This is a genomic window from Cupriavidus sp. L7L (assembly GCF_004353535.1).
Taxonomy (GTDB): domain Bacteria; phylum Pseudomonadota; class Gammaproteobacteria; order Burkholderiales; family Burkholderiaceae; genus Cupriavidus; species Cupriavidus oxalaticus_A.
The window spans coordinates 270,722-288,994 of the sequence record NZ_SMNY01000022.1; the positions used below are offsets into that span (position 1 = coordinate 270,722).

Here is an 18,273-nt window from a genome sequence, read left to right on the forward strand (position 1 = left end):
CGTGGCCGGTACTCAGATCGCAACGCAAGACACCCCCGCCGCCGTGGCCGGCTCCAGCGCGGGAGCCGCCGCCTCTGCCGGCAGTTCCTTCCATGCCGCACTGCGCATCCTGCCGGCGCACCAGCGCCAGGCCATGTTCGAGATCTACGCGTTTTGCCGCGCGGTCGACGACATCGCCGACGGCAACGCTCCGCATGCGGAGCGCCTGGCAGGGCTCGATGCCTGGCGCAGCGACATCGCCGCCTGCTACGCGGGCAGCCCGCCCGCGGCGCTGCAGCCGCTGGCCGTGCAGATCCGCGCCTTCGACCTGCAGCAGCAGGATTTCCTCGCCGTCATCGACGGCATGACCATGGACGTGGTGCAGGACATCCGCGCCCCCGACGCCGCCACCCTCGACCTGTATTGCGACCGCGTGGCGAGCGCGGTGGGGCGGCTGGCGGTGCGCGTGTTCGGCCTGGAAACGTCATGCGGCATCGCGCTGGCGCACCACCTGGGGCGCGCGCTGCAGCTGACCAACATCCTGCGCGACATCGACGAGGATGCCGCCATCGGCCGTCTCTACCTGCCGGTCGAGGCGCTGGCCGCCGCCGGCATCGATGCCGCGGGCGCCACGCCGCAGGCGGTGGTCGCGCACGCGGCAATCGGCCAGGCTTGCGCGGCGCTGGCCCTGGAAGCGCAGGCGCACTACGACCAGGCCGACGCCATCATGGCGCGCTGCCCGGCACGGCTGGTGCGCTCGCCGCGCATCATGGCCGACGTCTACCACCGCATCCTCGCGCGCCTGCGCATGCAGGGCTGGCGGGCACCGCGCCAGCGCGTGCGCCTGCCGCGCGCGCAGTTGCTCTGGATCATGCTGCGCCACGCCATTGGCTGAGCGCCGCATGCCGTTGCCGGCGATGTAAGCCGATGCAAGCCGAGGCCGGGCGCGGATCATCCCGCCCGCGCCGGCACAAGGAGTCCGCATGTCGATCAACGAGACCGCCTTGGGCACGACAGCCCCGCCTGTCCGGGTCGCCGCCGATCCGGCGTTCGCCCCTGCTTTCGCCCAGCGATCTGCCGCACAGGAGCTCGACCACGGCATCGGCCTCGCGGTCGATGCGCTGCTGCACCAGCAGCGCCCCGATGGCCACTGGGTCTACGAGCTGGAAGCCGACGCCACCATCCCGGCCGAATACGTGCTGCTGGTGCATTACCTGGGCGAGGCGCCCGACCTGGCGCTCGAAGCGCGCATCGCGCGCTACCTGCGCCGCATCCAGAACGCCGATGGCGGCTGGCCGCTGTTCCATGACGGCAAGGCGGACATCAGCGCCAGCGTCAAGGCCTACTTCGCGCTGAAGATGGCGGGCGACGATCCGCAGGCGCCGCACATGGCGCGCGCGCGCCAGGCCATCCATGCCATGGGCGGCGCCGAGGCCAGCAACGTGTTTACGCGCACGCTGCTGGCGCTGTACGGCGTGATGCCGTGGTCGGCGGTGCCGATGATGCCCGTGGAAATCATGCTGCTGCCGCGCTGGTTCCCGTTCCACCTGTCCAAGGTCTCTTACTGGGCGCGCACGGTGATCGTGCCGCTGCTGGTGCTGAACAGCCTGCGCCCGCGCGCGCGCAACCCGCGCGGGATCGGCATCGACGAACTCTTCTCCAACCCGCGCCGCAGCGTCGGCCTCGCGCCGCGCGCGCCGCACCAGCACGCCGGCTGGTACAACCTGTTCCGCGGGCTCGACGCGCTGCTGCGCGTGGCCGAGCCGGCGTTCCCGGGCGTGCTGCGCCGGTGCGCCATCGCCGCGGCGCAAAGGTTCGTGCGCGAGCGGCTGAATGGCGAGGACGGGCTCGGCGCGATCTTTCCGGCGATGGCCAACAGCGTGATGATGTTCGACGTGCTGGGCGTGCCGGCCGACGATCCCGCGCGCGCGGTGGCCCGGCACTCGGTCGAGCGGCTGCTGGTCGAGCATGGCGACGAGGCCTACTGCCAGCCCTGCCTGTCGCCGGTGTGGGACACCGCGCTGGCCGCGCAAGCGCTGCTCGAGACCGGAGAGGCGCGCGCGGCCGCGGCCGTGGGGCGCGCGCTGGACTGGCTCAAGCCGCTGCAGGTGCTGGACGTGCGCGGCGACTGGAGCGTGCGCCGCCCGCGGGTGCGCCCGGGTGGATGGGCCTTCCAGTACGCCAACGCGCATTACCCGGATGTCGACGACACCGCCGTGGTGGCGGCGGCGATGGACCGCTACATGCGCGAACACGCCGCGCCCGGCCGCTACGACGAAGCCGTGGCGCGCGCGGCCGAATGGATCGTCGGCATGCAGAGCGGCAACGGCGGCTGGGGTGCGTTCGAGCCCGAGAACACGCACCTGTACCTGAACAACATCCCCTTCGCCGACCACGGCGCGCTGCTGGACCCCCCCACCGCGGATGTCTCGGCGCGCTGCCTGTCGATGCTGTGCCAGACCGGCGCCACGCCCGCCAGCAGCGAGCCCGCCGCGCGCGCGCTGCGCTACCTGCTGGCCGAGCAGCTGCCGGATGGCAGCTGGTTCGGCCGCTGGGGCACCAACTACATCTATGGCACCTGGAGCGCGCTGTGCGCGCTGAATGCGGCCGGCCTGGGGCCCGACGCGCCCGCGGTGCGGCGCGCCGCCGACTGGCTGGCCGGCATCCAGAACGACGACGGCGGCTGGGGCGAAGACGGCGCCAGCTACCGGCTCGACTACCGCGGCTATGAGTCCGCGCCCAGCGTGGCATCGCAGACTGCCTGGGCCTTGCTGGCGCTGATGGCGGCCGGCGCCGTGCAACACCCGGCGGTCGCGCGCGGCATCGGCTACCTGCTGCGCACGCAGCGCCCGCCGCAGGAAGGCGGGCTCTGGCACGAGCCGCGCTTCACCGCCGTGGGTTTCCCGCGCGTGTTCTACCTGCGCTACCACGGATACGCGCGCTATTTCCCGCTGTGGGCGCTGGCGCGCTACCGCAACCTGCGGCGCGGCGGTGACGGTGGCGGTGAGGGTGTCGCTGAGGGCCGCGTGGCGTGGGGCCTGTGAACGCGCCCTTCGTCATGGTCGTCACCGGCATGGATTTCGAGGCCGGCATCGCCGCCGGCCCGCATTGCCGCGTGGTGCACGGGCTGCGCGGCGTCGCGCTGGAGCAGGAGGTGTCGGCCATGGCCAGCCGCGCGTGCCGGGGCATCGTCAGCTTCGGCGTCGCCGGCGGGCTGGACCCGGCGCTGGCGCCCGGCGACCTGGTCATTGCCGATGAGATCCGCGCGCCCGGCGAACGCTACGACACCGCGCCGGACTGGACCCATGCGCTGCACGCGGCGCTGCCGCATGCCCGGGTCGGCCCCATCGCCGGCACGGAAGAGCCGGTGCTCGACGTCGCCGCAAAACACGCGCTGCGGCAGGCCAGCGGCGCGCTGTGCGTCGACATGGAATCGCATCTCGCCGCGCGCATGGCCGCCGCCTGCCGGCTGCCGTTCGCGGCTTGCCGCGTGGTCATCGACCCGGCCAGCCGCGCCGTGCCGGCCGCGGCGGCGGCGGGGATGGGGGAAGGCGGCAAGACCGATGTGGCGGCGGTGCTGGGCGGGCTGCTGCGCGCGCCGTGGCAATTGCCGGCGCTGCTGCGGCTGGCGGGCGATGCCGCCGCGGCGCGTGGCGCGCTGCGGGCGGCCAGGCTGGCGGTGGGCGACGGCTTTGCGTTGCGCGACGTGCTGCAGCAGTAGGCGCGCCGGTCGAGCCGAACGTCGTCCGGATTTCCTCAGCCGAACTTCCTCACCGCATCCAGCGCCAGCCCGCTGCCGATGCTGCCGAATCGGTCGCCTTCGACGCAGCGCGCTTGCGGCAGCAGTGCCGCCAGCCGCTGGCGCAGCAACGGCACGCTGCTGGAACCGCCAGTGAAGAAGATGGTATCGACGCCGTTGCCGTCCACGCCCGCGTCAACCAGCAGTTGCTGGACCGTCTTCTCGGTCCTGGCGACCAGCTTGTCGATCGACGCATCGAATTCGTCGCGCGTGATCGTCAGCATCAGCCCCTGCTCCAGCCGGTGCAGGTCGACCTCGGTGCTGGCCGCATCCGACAGCGCAATCTTGGCGCCTTCCACCTGGATCGCCAGCCAGTGGCCGGCACGCTCGCGGATCAGCCGCACCAGGCGGTCGAGGCTGACGGTGTCGGCAGCATCGCGGTAGTTGTCCATCACCACCGACCAGGCCTTGCGCGTGTAGACGTAGTTGATGGTGTGCCAGCTGGCCAGGTCGAAGTACTGGCTCGACGGCATCGCCTTGCCGTTGCGCAGCTGGCTGCCCAGCCCAAGCAGCGGCATGGCGCGCGCCAGGCTGAGCGCGCGGTCGAAGTCGGTGCCGCCGATATGCACGCCACCGTTGGCAAGGATGTCTCCCCTGCGGTCGGTCTTGCGGGCGCGTTCGGGCGACAGGCGCACCAGCGAGAAGTCCGAGGTGCCACCGCCGATATCGGCCACCAGCACCAGCTCCTCGCGCGAAATGCCGGCTTCGTAGTCGAACGCCGCGGCGATCGGCTCGTACTGGAACGCGATCTCGGCAAAGCCGGCGTCGCGCGCGATCTCGGCCAGCGTCTCTTCGGCGAGCCGGTCGGCGGCCGGGTCCTCGTCAATGAAGAACACCGGGCGGCCCAGCACCGCGTGGGTAAAGGTGGTGCCGCCGGCCTGCTCGGCGCGGGCCTTCAGCTCGCGGATGAAATGCGCCAGCAGCTTGCGGAACGGCATGGCCTGCCCCATCACCTCGGTGCTGTCGTCCATCATCGAGGTGCCGAGCAGGCTCTTGAGCGAGCGCATCAGCCGCCCTTCATAGCCGGCCAGGTAGTCGCCGAGCGCGGCGCGGCCATAGCTGACCAGCGGATCCTCGGCGTGAAAGAAGATCACCGACGGCAGCGTCACCTTGCCGTCTTCCAGCGGCAGCAGCGCCGCGGGGCGGTCGGGCCGGCTCCAGCCGACGGTTGAGTTGGACGTGCCGAAGTCCAGGCCGCATGCGTTTGACATCATTGATTCCAGATTTTCCTGCAAGACACCACATCAGTTGCCGCTGGACGCGAGTCCGGGCGGGGGCGCCATTGTAGGGCAGGCGCGCGGCGGCCCCGCGATTTCAGGCGACGGGGTCGGCGGCAGGCTCCAGCATCGGCGGGGCGTGGCCCGGCACCGGCGGGGCGTGGCCCGGCACCGGCGCGGCCATCGACGAGGCCAGCACATAGCGGTCACGCCCGTGCTCCTTGGCGCAGTACAGCGCGCGGTCGGCATCGGCGAACAGCGCGCGCCACAGGCCTTCCTTGCTGCCCGGGCCGCCGCGCAGCTGGGCCACGCCGATGCTGACGCTGGCAAAGCCCTGCGCGCCCGGCAGCGCGATCGCGCGCACCTTGCGCAGGATGCGGTTGGCCAGCGCCGACGCCTGCTGCTCGTCGGTGTGCGGGCACAGGATGCAGAACTCCTCGCCGCCATAGCGCCCGGCCACGTCGGAGGCGCGGCGCGAGTTGTCCAGCGCGTGCGCCACTTCGCGCAGCACCGCATCGCCGGCATGGTGGCCGAAGGTATCGTTGACCTGCTTGAAGTAGTCGATGTCGATCACCAGGCAGGACAGCGGCAGCCCGTCGCGCTGCCAGCGCGCCACCAGCTGCAGCGCCGACATCTCCAGCGCGCCGCGGTTGAGCAGGCCGGTCAGCGCATCGACGCGCGCGCCGCTCTCGTTGTGCGCGACGATCTGCTCCATTGCCATCACGGTGAAGCCGAACAGGCCCAGCAGCGTGGCGATCAGCGGCGCCAGCATCCAGGCCGAGCCGGCGGGGCCGGCGAAGAACAGGATCATCGGCTGCACATCGGCGCCGGCCAGCCGCATCGCATGGTCAAAGCCGGCCAGCTGCGTGGCCAGTTGCACCAGGCTGGCAACCAGCACCAGCGGGGCTCCGATGCTGCGCCGCCCGCGCCCGGCGCGCGCCAGCGTGGCAAAGGTGGCCAGCGACAACAGCGCCAGCACGCCGTAGACCACGCGCAGCACCAGCTGAGGCCCGCCGGGCAGGCCACCAACGGCCACCAGGGTGGCCAGCACGATGGTGGCGGCACTGACCAGCGCGCCCGGGTACGCCGGCACGCCGTAATAGACGCGCACCCCGCGGTAGATCAGCAGCCAGCCGATGACGAAGGCACCCGCCCCTAACGTGCCAAGGTGGATGGTGCCTGTGGCCGCGCTCAACGCCAGCGCCAGGCCCGCGCCGGATGCCAGCACGTGCCCCGATGCCCACAGGCGTCCCGCCTCGCTCGCGCGCAGCGCGAACACCAGCCCCGCCGCGATCACCAGCGTGCTGCAGAAAAACACCATCATCACGACCGCAATGGTCTGCTGGTCCAGGTGCACGGGAATCCTCAAGGAGGCGGTCCGCCTTGCCGTCAATCGATGGGCGGGACTGGGGCCAAGGGACAGTCAAGACACGCCGCGGCAGGCCGGCGGCGCTCGGCAAACGAGCATGATAGCCCGCGTGCGCTGGCAGTTGGCACCCCCGTCTAGCCGGGGGCGTGCATGACGGGCCGGTTGTGGTGCCGGCGCCGCTGCACGGCGTCGCATGGATAGATCCCACTGGCGTTTTTATGCAACACCCAGACCGCGTTGAAGGATGCCTCTAACGGCAACCACTCGCGCGCAAGCGGCTTGCGCGCCCCACCAGCCTCAGCATGCGCCACATTGCCACCACGCAATCGCCACTCGCTCGCGTGCAAGCGGAATTGAGGTCAAAGTTGGTTGCATTTGGTTAAGCAGGCACTGCACCGGCTGGATAAAATCATGCGTTGCCTACCGCGCCGACCGCGCAAGAATCTCGCGTCAATACTGCATCAATGACCCGCCCTGCTATTCCCGACCCTGGTATGACCGTTCCCGCCCTCTCGCTTGGCGCCATCCTGGATGACCTGCGCAGCGCACCGCGCCCGCTGACATCCGCGGAGTACGCATACCTGGCGCACCTGCGGCAACGCATCGTCACCGGCGATGCCGACTTGTGGACCACGCTGGAGACCGCCGGCGTGCCGTGCCGCGAACGCCGCCTGTCGCCCGAGGTGATGCAGGCGCTGACGGCGATCGGCCATTTGCCGATGCACTGAAGCGCACCGGCATCGCCATCTGTGACCATCTGACCGGGACCATTCCCCACCTTAACTCGGAAGCTTCCCCGCCCTACCCCCGTGCGTGCGCCGCTACGATCGATTAACTTCGATCCGCCGGCAACAGGCCGCGCACCCGGGGTGCATCGCCTCCCCGCCGCGCAACGGTGCCCCAGCGCGCCGCCAGTGCCCGTCCCGGCAAGGGCACATCCATGGCATACCTTGTCAACAACAGGCGCGTCAGCTTCCTGTCGTTGCGCGCCTTCGTCGCACTGATGCAGCACCGCGACACCGCCCGCGCCGCGCAAGCGCTGGGCATACAGACCCAGAGACTCCTTTACCAGATCCGCAGCCTCGAGGCCGTGCTCGGCACGCCGCTGTTCAGCGTGGGCAGCCCCAACTGGCTGCCCACGCCCACCGGCGTCAAGGCCCTGCCCAAGGTCATGGCGATGCTGCACATCTGGGAACAGATTGCGCCGCGCCCGTGCGCCGGCCGCACCGGCCCGCCGCCGGAGTTCAGTGACGCCGCGCGCCGCGGCCCGGCGTTCTGGGTCCGGCACGCGACGATGTAGCGCGGCGCGGCTCAGGCCAGGCGTTCGCAGCTATAGGCCTCGGTGCGATAGGGAAACGCGACTTCCTGCCGTCCGGCGAGCGCCGGATGGCCATCGATGACAGCCTGCAGCGCGGCGCGCACGCGCTCCTGCTCCGTGCCGGGCAGCGAGGCAATGAAGCTCACCGACATCACCCGGTCGACGATCACTTGCTGCGGCGGGCCCGCGTGCGTGTATGGCAGGCTGTGCAGCGCCATGGGGCCGAAGCCCTCGGCGGGAAAGACCCGCTTCCAGTCGCCCTTGTAGAAGCGCGGCGCGTCGCCCTCGTAGGGCGTCATGATGGCGGTCAGCTGCGCGACCCAGTCCACGCTTTCATCGCGTACGTTCCAGACCAGCCCCAGCCGGCCGCCCGGCCGCAGCACGCGGCGGATCCCGGCGATGGCGCGGTCGTTGGCAAACCAGTGGAACGCCTGCGCGCAGACCACTGCGTCTGCGCTGGCATCGGGCAAGGGAATCGCTTCGGCGCTGCCCGCGAGCGCCCGCACGGCCGGCAGCGCACCGGCGAGCTGCGCGCGCATCTGCGCCACCGGCTCGACAGCGATCACCGCTGCACCGGTGTCGGCCAGCCGGCGCGTAAATTTGCCGGTACCGGCACCCAGGTCCAGCACGGTGCGGCCCGGGCCCAGCCCGAGCGTGGCGCGCAGCCAGCCATCGATGGCTTCAGGATATTCGGGGCGTCCGCGCGCGTAGGCATCGGCCTGGCTGGCGAATCCCTGTGCGGCGGCCTGGTGGATGGCGGTCATGGCGGCTCCGGTTGGCTTTACGGTGCCGTAGGCTACGCCCGAAGTCCCCGCGCGGCTAGTGCTGCATGCCCCAGCGTCGTACGGTCAGCCGCTCCAGCGTGGTGAAGACCAGCCCCTCCACCAGCAGGCCGATCAGGATCACCGCCGCCAGGCCCGCGAACACGCGGTCCGTATAAAGCTCGTTGCGGTTCTGGAAAATGAACCAGCCCAGGCCGCCCTCGCCCGACGACGCGCCGAACACCAGCTCGGCCGCGATCAGCGTGCGCCAGGCAAAGGCCCAGCCGATCTTCAGCCCCGACAGGATCGCCGGCAGCGCGGCGGGCACCAGCACCAGCGCGACATAGCGCGGCCCGCGCAGGCCATAGTTGCGCCCGGCCATGCGCAATGTCTGCGGCACCGCCTGGAAGCCGGCGTACATGTTCAGCGCCAGCGGCCACAGCACCGAGTGGACCAGCACGAACACCAGGCTCCTGGTGCCCAGCCCGAACCACAGCAGCGCCAGCGGCAGCAGCGCGATCGCCGGCAGCGGATTGAACATGGCGGTGAGCGTGTCCAGCACATCGCGGCCGAAGCGCGTCGATACCGCCAGCGACGTGAGCACGAACGCCAGCACGATGCCCGCGGCATAGCCGCGCAGCAGCACCGATAGCGACACCGCCGCCTTGCCCGGCAGTTCGCCGCTGGCCACATCCTGGACGAAGGCGCGCAGGGTCGCCAGGAACGTCGGCAGCAGCAGGTCGTTGTCCTGCACGCGTGCCACGATTTCCCACACCAGTGCCAGCGCCAGAAGGATCACGGCCTTGCGCAGCCAGCCGTACTGCCACAGCCGTTGCTGCCACGGGAGCGCGCGCGCCAGCGGCGCTTCGGTGAAGGGTTCGATGTCGCGCTCGTATGCCGGGCGCACCAGCGGCCGGAAGTCGGGACGGAGTTCGGGCGACTCGGGGAGCGCCAGGGTGGATTGCGTCATGATGCTTCTTTCCCTTTCCGCAGTAAGGCTCGCTAGCGGCCCGCGGCGCTGCGCGCGCGCAGCGGCTGCGCGTCGGCGGCAGGCTCGCCGAACAGCATGGTGTGGATGCGTTGCGCGGCGGCCTGGAATTCCGTGCCACCCTGGCTGGCCAGGCTGAACTGGTGGCTGTTCAGTTCGGCGCGTACGCGGCCCGGGTGCGGCGACAGCAGCAGGATGCGGCTGCCCACCACCAGCGCCTCTTCGATCGAATGCGTGACGAACAGCAGCGTGAAACCCGCGTCGTCCCACAGCGCCAGCAGTTCTTCCTGCATGCGCCGGCGCGTCAGCGCGTCGAGCGCGGCAAAGGGCTCGTCCATCAGCAGCACCTTGGGCCGCATCGCCAGCGCCCGCGCGATCGCCACGCGCTGCTTCATGCCGCCCGACAGCGTATGCGGGTAGGCATCGGCGAAATCAGCGAGGCCGACCTTCTCCAGGCTGTCCAGCGCGCGCTCGCGCGCTTCGGCGCGCGACAGGCCGCGCGCCTGCCGCAGCGGGAATATCACGTTCTGCACCACGGTCTTCCACGGCGGCAGCTGGTCGAACTCCTGGAACACGACGATGCGGTCCGGCCCGGGCTGCTGCACGCGCTGGCCTTCCAGGCGGATCTCACCCTCGGCGGGCGCGACGAAGCCGGCCACCGCCTTGAGCAGCGTCGACTTGCCGCAGCCGGACGGCCCCAGCAGCACGAAGCGGTCGCCCGCATGCACGTCGAAGCTGACCCGGTGCGTGGCGCGCACGATGCGCTCGGGCGTGCGGTACTCGAGCGACACGCCGTCAATCTGAAGCAACGGCGGTAGCAGCGGCGCGGCGCGGTCGGCCACCACGCGCAGGCTGTGCGTGGCCATGATCAGCTTCCCTGCGCGGTGACCGGGTCCTGGAAGAAATAATCCTGCCAGGACTTGGGCTGGTTGCGGATCGCGCCCACGCGGTGCATGAACGAGGCCAGCGCAAAGGTGTTCTGCGGCGCCACCTTGAACTGCACCTGCGGGTTCTTCAGCACGCGCACCAGCAGCGCGCGGTCGGTCTTTGCCTTGGCCTGGCGCAGGTAGATATCGGCGGCGGCCTCGGGATTGGCGGTGGCGTAGGCAGCCGCTTCAGCCAGCGCATCGACGAACGCGCGGTAGGTCTTCGGATTGTCGTTGCGGAACTTCTCGGTCGCGTACAGCACCGTCGACGAGCTCGGCCCGCCCAGCACGTCATACGAATTCAGCACGATGCGTGCGTTCGGATTGCCGGCCAGTTCCTGCTCCTGGAACGGCGGGTTGCCGAAATGACCGGTGATTTCCGTGCCGCCCGAGATGATCGCGGCAGCGGCGTCGGGATGCGGCACCGCCACGGTCCACTTGTCGAGCCGGTTGTACTCCTTGTCGCCCCATTGCTTCGCCGCTGCCAGCTGCAGCACGCGCGACTGCACCGACACGCCCACCGCCGGCAAGGCGATGCGGTCCTTTTCGGTGAAATCGGCAATGGTCTTCACCTTGGGGTTGTTGCTCACAAGGTAGTACGGGAAATTGCCCAGCGACGCCACGCCGCGCACGTTCTGCTTGCCATGGGTGCGGTCCCACAGCGTCAGCAGCGGACCGACGCCGGCACCGGCGATATCGATCGCGCCGGACAGCAGCGCATCGTTGACCGCGGCGCCACCGGAAAGCTGGGTCCATTCGACCTTGACGTCGATGCCCTGCTGCCTGCCGTGCTTCTCGATCAGCTGCTGGTCGCGCGCCACGTTGAGCAGCAGGTAGACCACGCCGAACTGCTCGGCGATGCGCAGCTTGCCTTCGGCGTGCGCGGCACCGGAAATCGCCAGGCAGGCGCTCAGCGCGAGCAGGCCCAGCTTGCGGGAAAACCGTTGGAACATGAATGGACTCCGGGAAATCAGGGAAGGGACGCACGCGACATGCGTGCGTCCGGGATGCATGGCGAAGCGATCGCCGCGTCAGCGCGGCACGTCGCCTTCGATGGTGGTGCGGTACATCACGCGCCGCAGGTGGTCCGGACAGCCCGCGGCCAGATGCAGCAGCGAGCGGTTGTCCCAGAACACCAGGTCATGCGGCTGCCATTGGTGGCGGTACACGTGCTCAGGCCTGACGCTGTGCGCGAACAGCTGCTTGAGCAGGTCGCGGCTTTCGTCCTCGGGCAGGCCCGCGATGCGCGTGGTGAAGTGCTCGCTGACGAAGAGCGCCTTCCTGCCGGTTTCGGGATGGGTGCGCACCACCGGCTGCAATACCGGCCTGACCTGCGCGATCTGCTCGGGCATCAGGTTGGGACGCCACGGGCTGCGCTGCTGCAGTTCGGCATAGCGCGCCAGGTAGGTGTGCTCGGCGTACAGGCCGTCGACAGTGCGCTGAAGTTCCGCGGGCAAGGTATCCCATGCCAGGTGCATGTTGGCGAACAGCGTATCGCCGCCTTCGGCGGGCAGCTCGCGCGCATGCAACAGCGAACCCAGGCTCGGCTTCTCCTTGTACGACAGGTCCGAATGCCAGAAGTGGCCGGCATCGCCGAGTCCGATCGGCTTGCCGTTCTCGACCACGTTGGACACCACCAGCACTTCGAGATGGCCGGGTAGCTGGAACTGGTGCAGCACGTGGATCTGCAGCGGCCCGAAGCGGCGGCTGAAGCTGATCTGCTGCGCCGGGGTGATCCGCTGGTCGCGGAACACCACTACGTGGTAGTCGAGGTGGGCGCGATGGATGCGCGCGAAATCGCTGTCGGACAGTGGGCGGGACAGGTCGAGGCCGAGCACCTCCGCGCCCAGCGGCGCGTCCAGCGCGCGGATCTCGAAATCCTGGCCGGCATCGATCGCGGCGGAAGCGGCGGAATGCAGTGCGCTCTGCTGGCGCGAAACTATGGTGTAGGCGGTTGCGGTCGTCATGGCAGCTCCGGCAATTCGGGGGAAGCCTGTGCGGCAACGGGTGCCGCGTGCAAGCTTGCACTGTAGAGAGACGGGGCAAGCAGGGTCAACGAATCAAATCGCTGGGGCTTATCCGCTTATCGCATATCCATGTCTGCACATTGCCCTGCGCGCGCGAAAGAGCGCATCCCATATACGCCGACCCGATATCCAATGCCGGAATCATTCGTTCAGGTCCGCGCGCGGCGCCGCTTATCGTTGAGCCGTCCTCCACTTCGAGAAGGTCTGCACGATGAAGACCCCGCGCCCCCGTTCCGCCGCCGGATTCCGGGGGGCCGATGCACTGCCATCCCGATTGAGCCGCCGCGCATCGGCGCCGAAGTGCGCGGCGTCGCCCTGCATGGCGACCTGCCTGCCGAGACCTTCGCCGCCATCCGCGCCGCGCTGCTGCAGCACAAGGTGCTGTTCTTCCGCGACCAGGTCCACCTCGACGACAGCGCACAGCAGCGCTTTGCCGCGCTGTTCGGCGAACTGGTGCCGCACCCGACCGTGCCCTCGCGCGACGGCACGCAACTGCTCGAACTCGATTCCGAGCACGGCGGCCGCGCCAACTCCCGGCATACCGACGTGACCTTCGACCTGGCCTACCCTGCGGTGTCGGTGCTGCGCGCGGTGACCGTTCCCGCGTTCGGCGGCGACACCGTGTGGGCCAACACCGCCGCGGCGTACCAGGACCCAGCGGCCGGCACGCTCGCGCCGGCCGCATATCCAAATGCAATAAGGTTCCTTGCCTCGCTGGGTGCCGTCCGTGACCATAGCGCCCGAACGCCTGGGCGGTGCAGCGGCCGGCTGGTACCATCGCTCGGCCCGGCGGCGCGCATTTGCGTGCGCGGCGCCGCCAGGCATGTCCGGCACACAACCCAGAGAAGAACATGAGACTCGAAACTTTGGCCGTCCATGGCGGCTACTCGCCCGATCCGACCACCCGCGCGGTGGCGGTGCCGATCTACCAGACGGTGGCCTACGCCTTCGACAATGCGCAGCATGGCGCCGACCTGTTCGACCTGAAGGTCGCGGGCAACATCTACAGCCGCATCATGAACCCGACCAACGACGTGCTCGAGCAGCGCCTGGCCGCGCTCGAGGGCGGCGTGGGCGCGCTTGCGCTGGCATCGGGCATGGCCGCGGTCACCTACGCGATCCAGACCATCGCGGAGGCCGGCGACAACATCGTTTCGTCGAGCCAGCTGTACGGCGGCACTTACAACCTGCTGGCGCACACGCTGCCGCAGTCTGGCATCGAGACCCGCTTCGCCGACGGCCGCAACCCGTCGAGCTTCGGCGACCTGATCGACGAGCGCACCAAGGCCGTGTTCGTCGAGTCGGTTGGCAACCCGCTCGGCAACGTGGTCGACATCGAGGCGATCGCGCGCGTGGCGCACAACCACGGCGTGCCGCTGATCGTCGACAACACCGTGCCCTCGCCCTACCTGTGCCGGCCGTTCGAGCATGGCGCCGATATCGTCGTGCATTCGCTGACCAAGTACCTGGGCGGGCACGGCAACAGCGTCGGCGGCGCCATCGTCGACAGCGGCAAGTTCCCGTGGGCCCAGCACAAGGCGCGCTTCCGGCGCCTGAACGAGCCGGACGTGTCGTACCACGGCGTGGTCTACACCGAGGCGCTGGGGCCGGCGGCCTATATCGGCCGCGCGCGCGTGGTGCCGCTGCGCAATACCGGCGCGGCGCTGTCGCCGTTCAACGCCTTCCTGATCCTGCAAGGCATCGAGACGCTTGCGCTGCGGCTGGACCGCATCACCGAAAACGCGCTGGCGATCGCACGCCACCTGCAGCAGCACCCGAAGGTGGAATGGGTCAACTTTGCCGGCCTGCCCGACCATGCGGACCACACGCTGGTGCAGAAGTACCTGGGCGGCCGCGGTCCCGGCATCCTGTCGTTCGGCCTGAAGCAGGGCGGCCGCGAAGGCGGGGCGCGCTTCCTGGATGCGCTGCAGCTGTTCACGCGGCTGGTCAATATCGGCGATGCCAAGTCGCTGGCCACGCATCCGGCATCGACCACGCATCGCCAGCTCAACCCCGAGGAGCTGAAGGCGGCTGGCGTCAGCGAGGATATGGTACGGCTGTCGGTGGGCATCGAGCATATCGATGACCTGATCGAGGACCTGGAGCGCGCGCTGGCGGCAGCGTAAGCGCAGGTTTGCTCCCCTCTCCCGCCTGCGGGAGAGGGGGGAGCGTTCACTGCCGGCGTTGGTTTTCTTCCATCGCCGTTCCCTGCGCCAGCTTCTTCCCCCGCGCCTCCAGCAGGAAGTACCCCACCGTCCCTACTGCCAGCGGTATCAGGTAATACAACGCCCGATACGCGATCAACGCCGCCAGCAACAACCCATGCGGCACCTGTCCGCCCAGCATCGTCAGGAACACCGTCTCGACAACCCCAAGGGCGCCCGGCACGCGGATCACCACGCCCGCCAGTCCGGAGGCAAGGTACACGCCGAGCACCGTGTAATAGTCCGCATGCGTATGCAGGAAGGCATGCAGGATGGCCGCCACCGCCGCCCAGTTGCCCGCCGACACCAGGATCTGCAACAGCGCGAAGCGCGGTGACGGCACATAGATATCATGGTCGCGCACAGTACGGTGCCGACCCTGCCACGCCGCACATGCCGCTATGTAGCCAGCCGGCGCGGCCAGCATCACTACGCCAATCAGCCGCGTCGCCGCCGGCGGGATACCCCACCCGGGCGGCAGCACTACCAGCTGCCCGGCCAGGATGATGCCCGCCAGCAGCGCGTAGCCGAGCCAGTTGCTGCTGACCGCCACCGCGAACACGCTCCAGATCTGCGGCGGGCTCAGGCCCGCGTGCGAATACAGCCGGTAGCGCACGCCCGCGCCGCCGAGCGTCGCGCCCAGGTTCAGGCTCATGGTGTAGCTGACATAGGCGATCGCCATCACCCGATGCACCGGCAGCGGGTGGCCGGCGTAGCGGCACCCCAGCACGTCGAACTGGCTGTACAGCAGACCCGTAAGCACCACGAACCCCGCGGCTGGCAACAGCGTGCGGCGGTCGAAGCCGCGCAGCGCGGCTAGCACCGCGTCCCAGTCGATGGTGCCAAGCTTGCGCGCGATCAGCGCAAGCACTGCCGCGATGAACAGGATGCCGATCGCGCGCCGCCACATCGGCCAGCGCGCGTGGTGCCGGATTGCCGAAAGCGCCTGCGCGACCATCACTCGGCCTCCCGTTCCAGCACGAATACGCGGCGGCGCCCGCGCGGGTCGCCGGCTTGCGGCGTCACCAGCCGCGGCGTATGCGCGGGCAGCCAGCCGGCCCACGCCGGGAAGCGGCGCAGGAAGTGGAACATCAGCGTGGCGCCGGCCGCGTCCAGCAGCGAGCGCTCGTGCCGGCGCGGCGGCACCTCGCGGCAGCGTTCGGCGATCAGCGCCTGCAGCCTGCCGCGCAGCCGCTGCGCGAAGGCGGTGTCGCGGATCACCAGGTTGGCTTCGAGATTCAGCGACAGGCTGAGCGGGTCGAGGTTGCTCGAACCCACCGTGGCCCATTGCTCGTCGACGACGGCGACCTTGCCGTGGAACGGCCGCTCGACGTACTCGAGGATCTGCACCCCCGAGTCCTGCAGGTGGCAATACAGCAGGCCACCGGCACGCGCGACCCATGGCATGTCGGGCTTGCCCTGCAGCAGCAGGCGCACCTGTATGCCGCGCCCAGCGGCTTCGCACAGCGCGTGCAGCAGCCGGTAGCCCGGCAGGAAATAAGCGTTGGCGATGACCACCTCGCGCCGCGCGGCGCGGATCGCATCGAGGTAGGCAAACTCGATGTCGTTGCGATGGCGATGGTTGTCGCGCGTGACCAGACGCACCGGACCTGGCGGCGCCGTGTTGCAGCCCGGCGGCGGCGGTGCCAGCCTGCCCTGCAGGCATGCGCCGGGGATGGCCCGCGCGAGGAAGTCATGCACCTGCCGCGCCGCGGGGCCGGCGATTTCCACGGCATAGTCCTGCTTGGCCCGTGGCCCGTAGCCATACAGGTGCTGCGCCGAGAAATTGATGCCGCCGACAAAGGCCACCTCGCCGTCGATCGCGACCAGCTTGCGGTGCATGCGCCGGAAGATATGCGTGCGCACGCCCAGCAGGCGGCGGCAGGGCGAGAATGTGCAGAAGTGCACGCCCGCCTTGACCAGCTCTGTAATGAATGCAGGGGGCAGGTCATGCGAGCCGAAGCCGTCGACCGTGACGGCCACGCGCACGCCGCGCCGCGCGGCAGCCAGCAGCGCGGCGTGCAATTTCGTTCCTGCCTCGTCGTCGAACAGGATAAAAGTTTCCACCAGCACGCTTTCGCGCGCTTGCGCGATCGCCTCGAATACGCGCGGGAAGTACTCTTCTCCGTTCTCCAGCAGGCGGATGCTGTCGGGGGCGGACGGCAACGGTGTCATGGCCCGAGAGGCGCCGCAAACACCATGCCAGCGCCGGGGTGTTGCCGGGGGCGCCCGGGCCGCTCAGCCAGGGCCGCGCCGCCGGCGGACCACCAGGGCCGTCAGCAGCACGCCCGCCATCAGCCCCGCCGTGCCCACCCCGGCCATGGTGAGCGGCGGCATGCCGGGATTGGGCGGCGCACCCGCCTGCTGTGCCAGCGCGCGCCAGTCGGCGGCTGTGATCTGCGTCATGCTGATGGCGTTGTCCAGGCCGTACACGCAGACTTCGCCGCCGGGCAGCTTGCAGAAGCGCTCACGCGGGCAGGCCTTGAGGATCTCCTGCGGCGCGCCTTCGCCGCAGCGCGCGCCGGCACTGCGCAGGACCTGCAGCGTGACATCGGGATGCCGGGTCAGTTGTTCGGGCATGGCGGCCTCCGTGCAAGGATGGGCTGGCGGTCTTTCAGCGTAGCGCACGGCGCTGCCTGCAGGCAGCCTATATGCGCTTCAGGCATATCGGCATGATTAAGTACTCGTTCGCCAGATGACTTGCCTTCCATACAATGGGCTCTCCAACGAACGATCAATGAACAAACAGGGGAGCGTTTTGATGCGATACGGGAAATTCGGCTTCGCGGTAGCCGCGGCAGTACTGGCGCTGGGCGTGGTGCAGGGCGCAAGCGCCGCCGATCCGGACAAGAAGGAAATCCGCTTCGGCGCCACCGCCGGCCCGTACGCCGACCAGATCCGCTACGGCGTGAAGCCGGTGCTGGAGAAGCGCGGCTACAAGGTCACCATCATCGAGTTCAGCGACTACGTGCAGCCCAACCTGGCGCTGGCCGACGGCGCCATCGACGCCAACGCCTTCCAGCACGTGGCCTACCTGAAGAAGTTCTCGGCTGACCGCAAGCTGCAGCTGACCGACATCATCCAGGTCCCGACCGCGCCGATCGGCATCTACAGCCACAAGCACAAGACGCTGGCGGAGGTGAAGCCGGGCAATACCGTCTCGCTGCCGAATGACCCCACCAACCTGGCGCGCGCCATCGCCATCCTGCAGCAGGTGGGCTGGGTCACGCTCAAGCCGGGCACCGACCCGATCCGCGCCAGCGAGCGCGACATCGATGCCAATCCGCACAAGCTCAAGCTGGTCCAGCTGGAGGCCGCGCAACTGCCGCGTTCGCTCGACGATGTCGACTACGCCTTTGTCAACGGCAACTTCGCGCTGGCCGCGGGGCTGAAGCTGACCACTGCGCTGGCGCTGGAGAAGATTCCCGACTACTACATGAACCTGGTGGCGGTGAAGACTGCGGACGTCAACAAGCCGTTCGTCAAGGACATCAAGGAGGCCTACCAGTCGGCCGAGTTCAAGGCGGTGACGCAGCAGCGCTTCGCGGGCTTCGTGCCGCCGCCGTACCAGCGCTGATCCGGCTCGGATCATCTGCGCAGGGCTCCCGCACGGGAGCTCTTTTTCGTTGGCGGTGCCCGGCTCCCGCTCCGCCTTGTGCACGGCAAGACAATTGCCGCCGCCATT

General features: G+C 69.4%; 17 protein-coding genes and 1 pseudogene. 8 read left to right on the forward strand and 10 right to left on the reverse strand.

The genetic code is table 11. The annotated features are described in order from the left end of the window. Position 1 precedes the first annotated feature (1 nt). From hpnD to E1J61_RS20700, 3 genes are all read left to right on the forward strand, one after another. Positions 2-874 (forward strand): presqualene diphosphate synthase HpnD, encoded by an 873-nt coding sequence (hpnD, locus tag E1J61_RS20690; protein WP_133095879.1) that lies wholly within the window; start codon positions 2-4, stop codon positions 872-874. 88 nt (positions 875-962) lie between these two features. Beyond that, the gene (shc, locus tag E1J61_RS20695) at positions 963-3,023 is read left to right on the forward strand and encodes a squalene--hopene cyclase (RefSeq protein WP_133095880.1); all 2,061 of its coding nucleotides are present in this window, start codon (positions 963-965) and stop codon (positions 3,021-3,023) included. Then, positions 3,020-3,700, forward strand: coding sequence for a phosphorylase (locus E1J61_RS20700; protein WP_133095881.1), 681 nt, complete (start codon positions 3,020-3,022; stop codon positions 3,698-3,700). The genes shc and E1J61_RS20700 overlap by 4 nt, the downstream gene beginning before the upstream one ends. Before the next feature lie 35 nt (positions 3,701-3,735). Here the strand turns inward: E1J61_RS20700 and E1J61_RS20705 are convergent, their stop codons facing one another. Together E1J61_RS20705 and E1J61_RS20710 are read right to left on the reverse strand one after the other, a co-directional pair. Further along, positions 3,736-4,992 (reverse strand): Hsp70 family protein, encoded by a 1,257-nt coding sequence (locus E1J61_RS20705; protein ID WP_133095882.1) that lies wholly within the window; start codon positions 4,990-4,992, stop codon positions 3,736-3,738. A 100-nt stretch (positions 4,993-5,092) separates the two neighbouring features. Then, positions 5,093-6,352 carry a diguanylate cyclase gene (locus E1J61_RS20710; protein WP_133096037.1) on the reverse strand — a complete coding sequence of 420 codons (1,260 nt, stop codon included), beginning with the start codon at positions 6,350-6,352 and terminating at the stop codon, positions 5,093-5,095. 506 nt (positions 6,353-6,858) lie between these two features. Here E1J61_RS20710 and E1J61_RS20715 point away from each other — a divergent pair. Both E1J61_RS20715 and E1J61_RS20720 read left to right on the forward strand, forming a co-directional pair. Continuing rightward, positions 6,859-7,092, forward strand: coding sequence for an IclR family transcriptional regulator (locus E1J61_RS20715; protein WP_195430021.1), 234 nt, complete (start codon positions 6,859-6,861; stop codon positions 7,090-7,092). 212 nt (positions 7,093-7,304) lie between these two features. Beyond that, positions 7,305-7,664 carry a LysR family transcriptional regulator gene (locus E1J61_RS20720; protein WP_133095884.1) on the forward strand — a complete coding sequence of 120 codons (360 nt, stop codon included), beginning with the start codon at positions 7,305-7,307 and terminating at the stop codon, positions 7,662-7,664. Between the two features lie 11 nt (positions 7,665-7,675). Here the strand turns inward: E1J61_RS20720 and E1J61_RS20725 are convergent, their stop codons facing one another. The 5 genes from E1J61_RS20725 to E1J61_RS20745 form a co-directional block, all read right to left on the reverse strand. Continuing rightward, complete coding sequence (locus E1J61_RS20725) at positions 7,676-8,446, reverse strand: class I SAM-dependent methyltransferase (RefSeq protein ID WP_133095885.1); 771 nt, start codon at positions 8,444-8,446, stop codon at positions 7,676-7,678. Between the two features lie 55 nt (positions 8,447-8,501). Next, complete coding sequence (locus tag E1J61_RS20730; RefSeq protein WP_133095886.1) at positions 8,502-9,413, reverse strand: ABC transporter permease; 912 nt, start codon at positions 9,411-9,413, stop codon at positions 8,502-8,504. A 32-nt stretch (positions 9,414-9,445) separates the two neighbouring features. After that, on the reverse strand, positions 9,446-10,297 hold the full coding sequence (locus tag E1J61_RS20735) for an ABC transporter ATP-binding protein (RefSeq protein WP_133095887.1): 852 nt from the start codon (positions 10,295-10,297) through the stop codon (positions 9,446-9,448). Positions 10,298-10,299: 2 nt separating this feature from the next. After that, positions 10,300-11,310 carry an ABC transporter substrate-binding protein gene (locus E1J61_RS20740; protein ID WP_133095888.1) on the reverse strand — a complete coding sequence of 337 codons (1,011 nt, stop codon included), beginning with the start codon at positions 11,308-11,310 and terminating at the stop codon, positions 10,300-10,302. Between the two features lie 78 nt (positions 11,311-11,388). Then, entirely contained in the window at positions 11,389-12,324 is a 936-nt protein-coding gene (locus E1J61_RS20745; protein WP_133095889.1) for a TauD/TfdA family dioxygenase, read from the reverse strand. Between the two features lie 303 nt (positions 12,325-12,627). On the opposite strand from E1J61_RS20745, the pseudogene E1J61_RS20750 reads away from it, so the two are divergent. Together E1J61_RS20750 and E1J61_RS20755 are read left to right on the forward strand one after the other, a co-directional pair. Then, positions 12,628-13,038: pseudogene (locus tag E1J61_RS20750) on the forward strand (TauD/TfdA dioxygenase family protein); the annotation flags it as partial. 197 nt (positions 13,039-13,235) lie between these two features. Next, positions 13,236-14,510: an O-acetylhomoserine aminocarboxypropyltransferase/cysteine synthase family protein gene (locus E1J61_RS20755; protein ID WP_133095890.1), complete on the forward strand. Its 1,275-nt coding sequence runs from the start codon at positions 13,236-13,238 to the stop codon at positions 14,508-14,510. 46 nt (positions 14,511-14,556) lie between these two features. On the opposite strand, the gene E1J61_RS20760 is transcribed toward E1J61_RS20755, so the two are convergent. From E1J61_RS20760 to E1J61_RS20770, 3 genes are all read right to left on the reverse strand, one after another. Further along, entirely contained in the window at positions 14,557-15,546 is a 990-nt protein-coding gene (locus tag E1J61_RS20760; RefSeq protein WP_133096038.1) for a lysylphosphatidylglycerol synthase domain-containing protein, read from the reverse strand. Then, positions 15,546-16,763, reverse strand: coding sequence for a cardiolipin synthase ClsB (gene clsB / locus E1J61_RS20765; protein WP_133095891.1), 1,218 nt, complete (start codon positions 16,761-16,763; stop codon positions 15,546-15,548). The genes E1J61_RS20760 and clsB overlap by 1 nt, the downstream gene beginning before the upstream one ends. 63 nt (positions 16,764-16,826) lie before the next feature. Next, positions 16,827-17,168: a hypothetical protein gene (locus E1J61_RS20770; RefSeq protein WP_133095892.1), complete on the reverse strand. Its 342-nt coding sequence runs from the start codon at positions 17,166-17,168 to the stop codon at positions 16,827-16,829. A gap of 181 nt (positions 17,169-17,349) precedes the next feature. On the opposite strand from E1J61_RS20770, the gene E1J61_RS20775 reads away from it, so the two are divergent. Then, a complete protein-coding gene (locus E1J61_RS20775) occupies positions 17,350-18,165 on the forward strand; it encodes a MetQ/NlpA family ABC transporter substrate-binding protein (RefSeq protein WP_133095893.1) in 816 nt (271 codons plus the stop codon). Positions 18,166-18,273 lie beyond the last annotated feature (108 nt).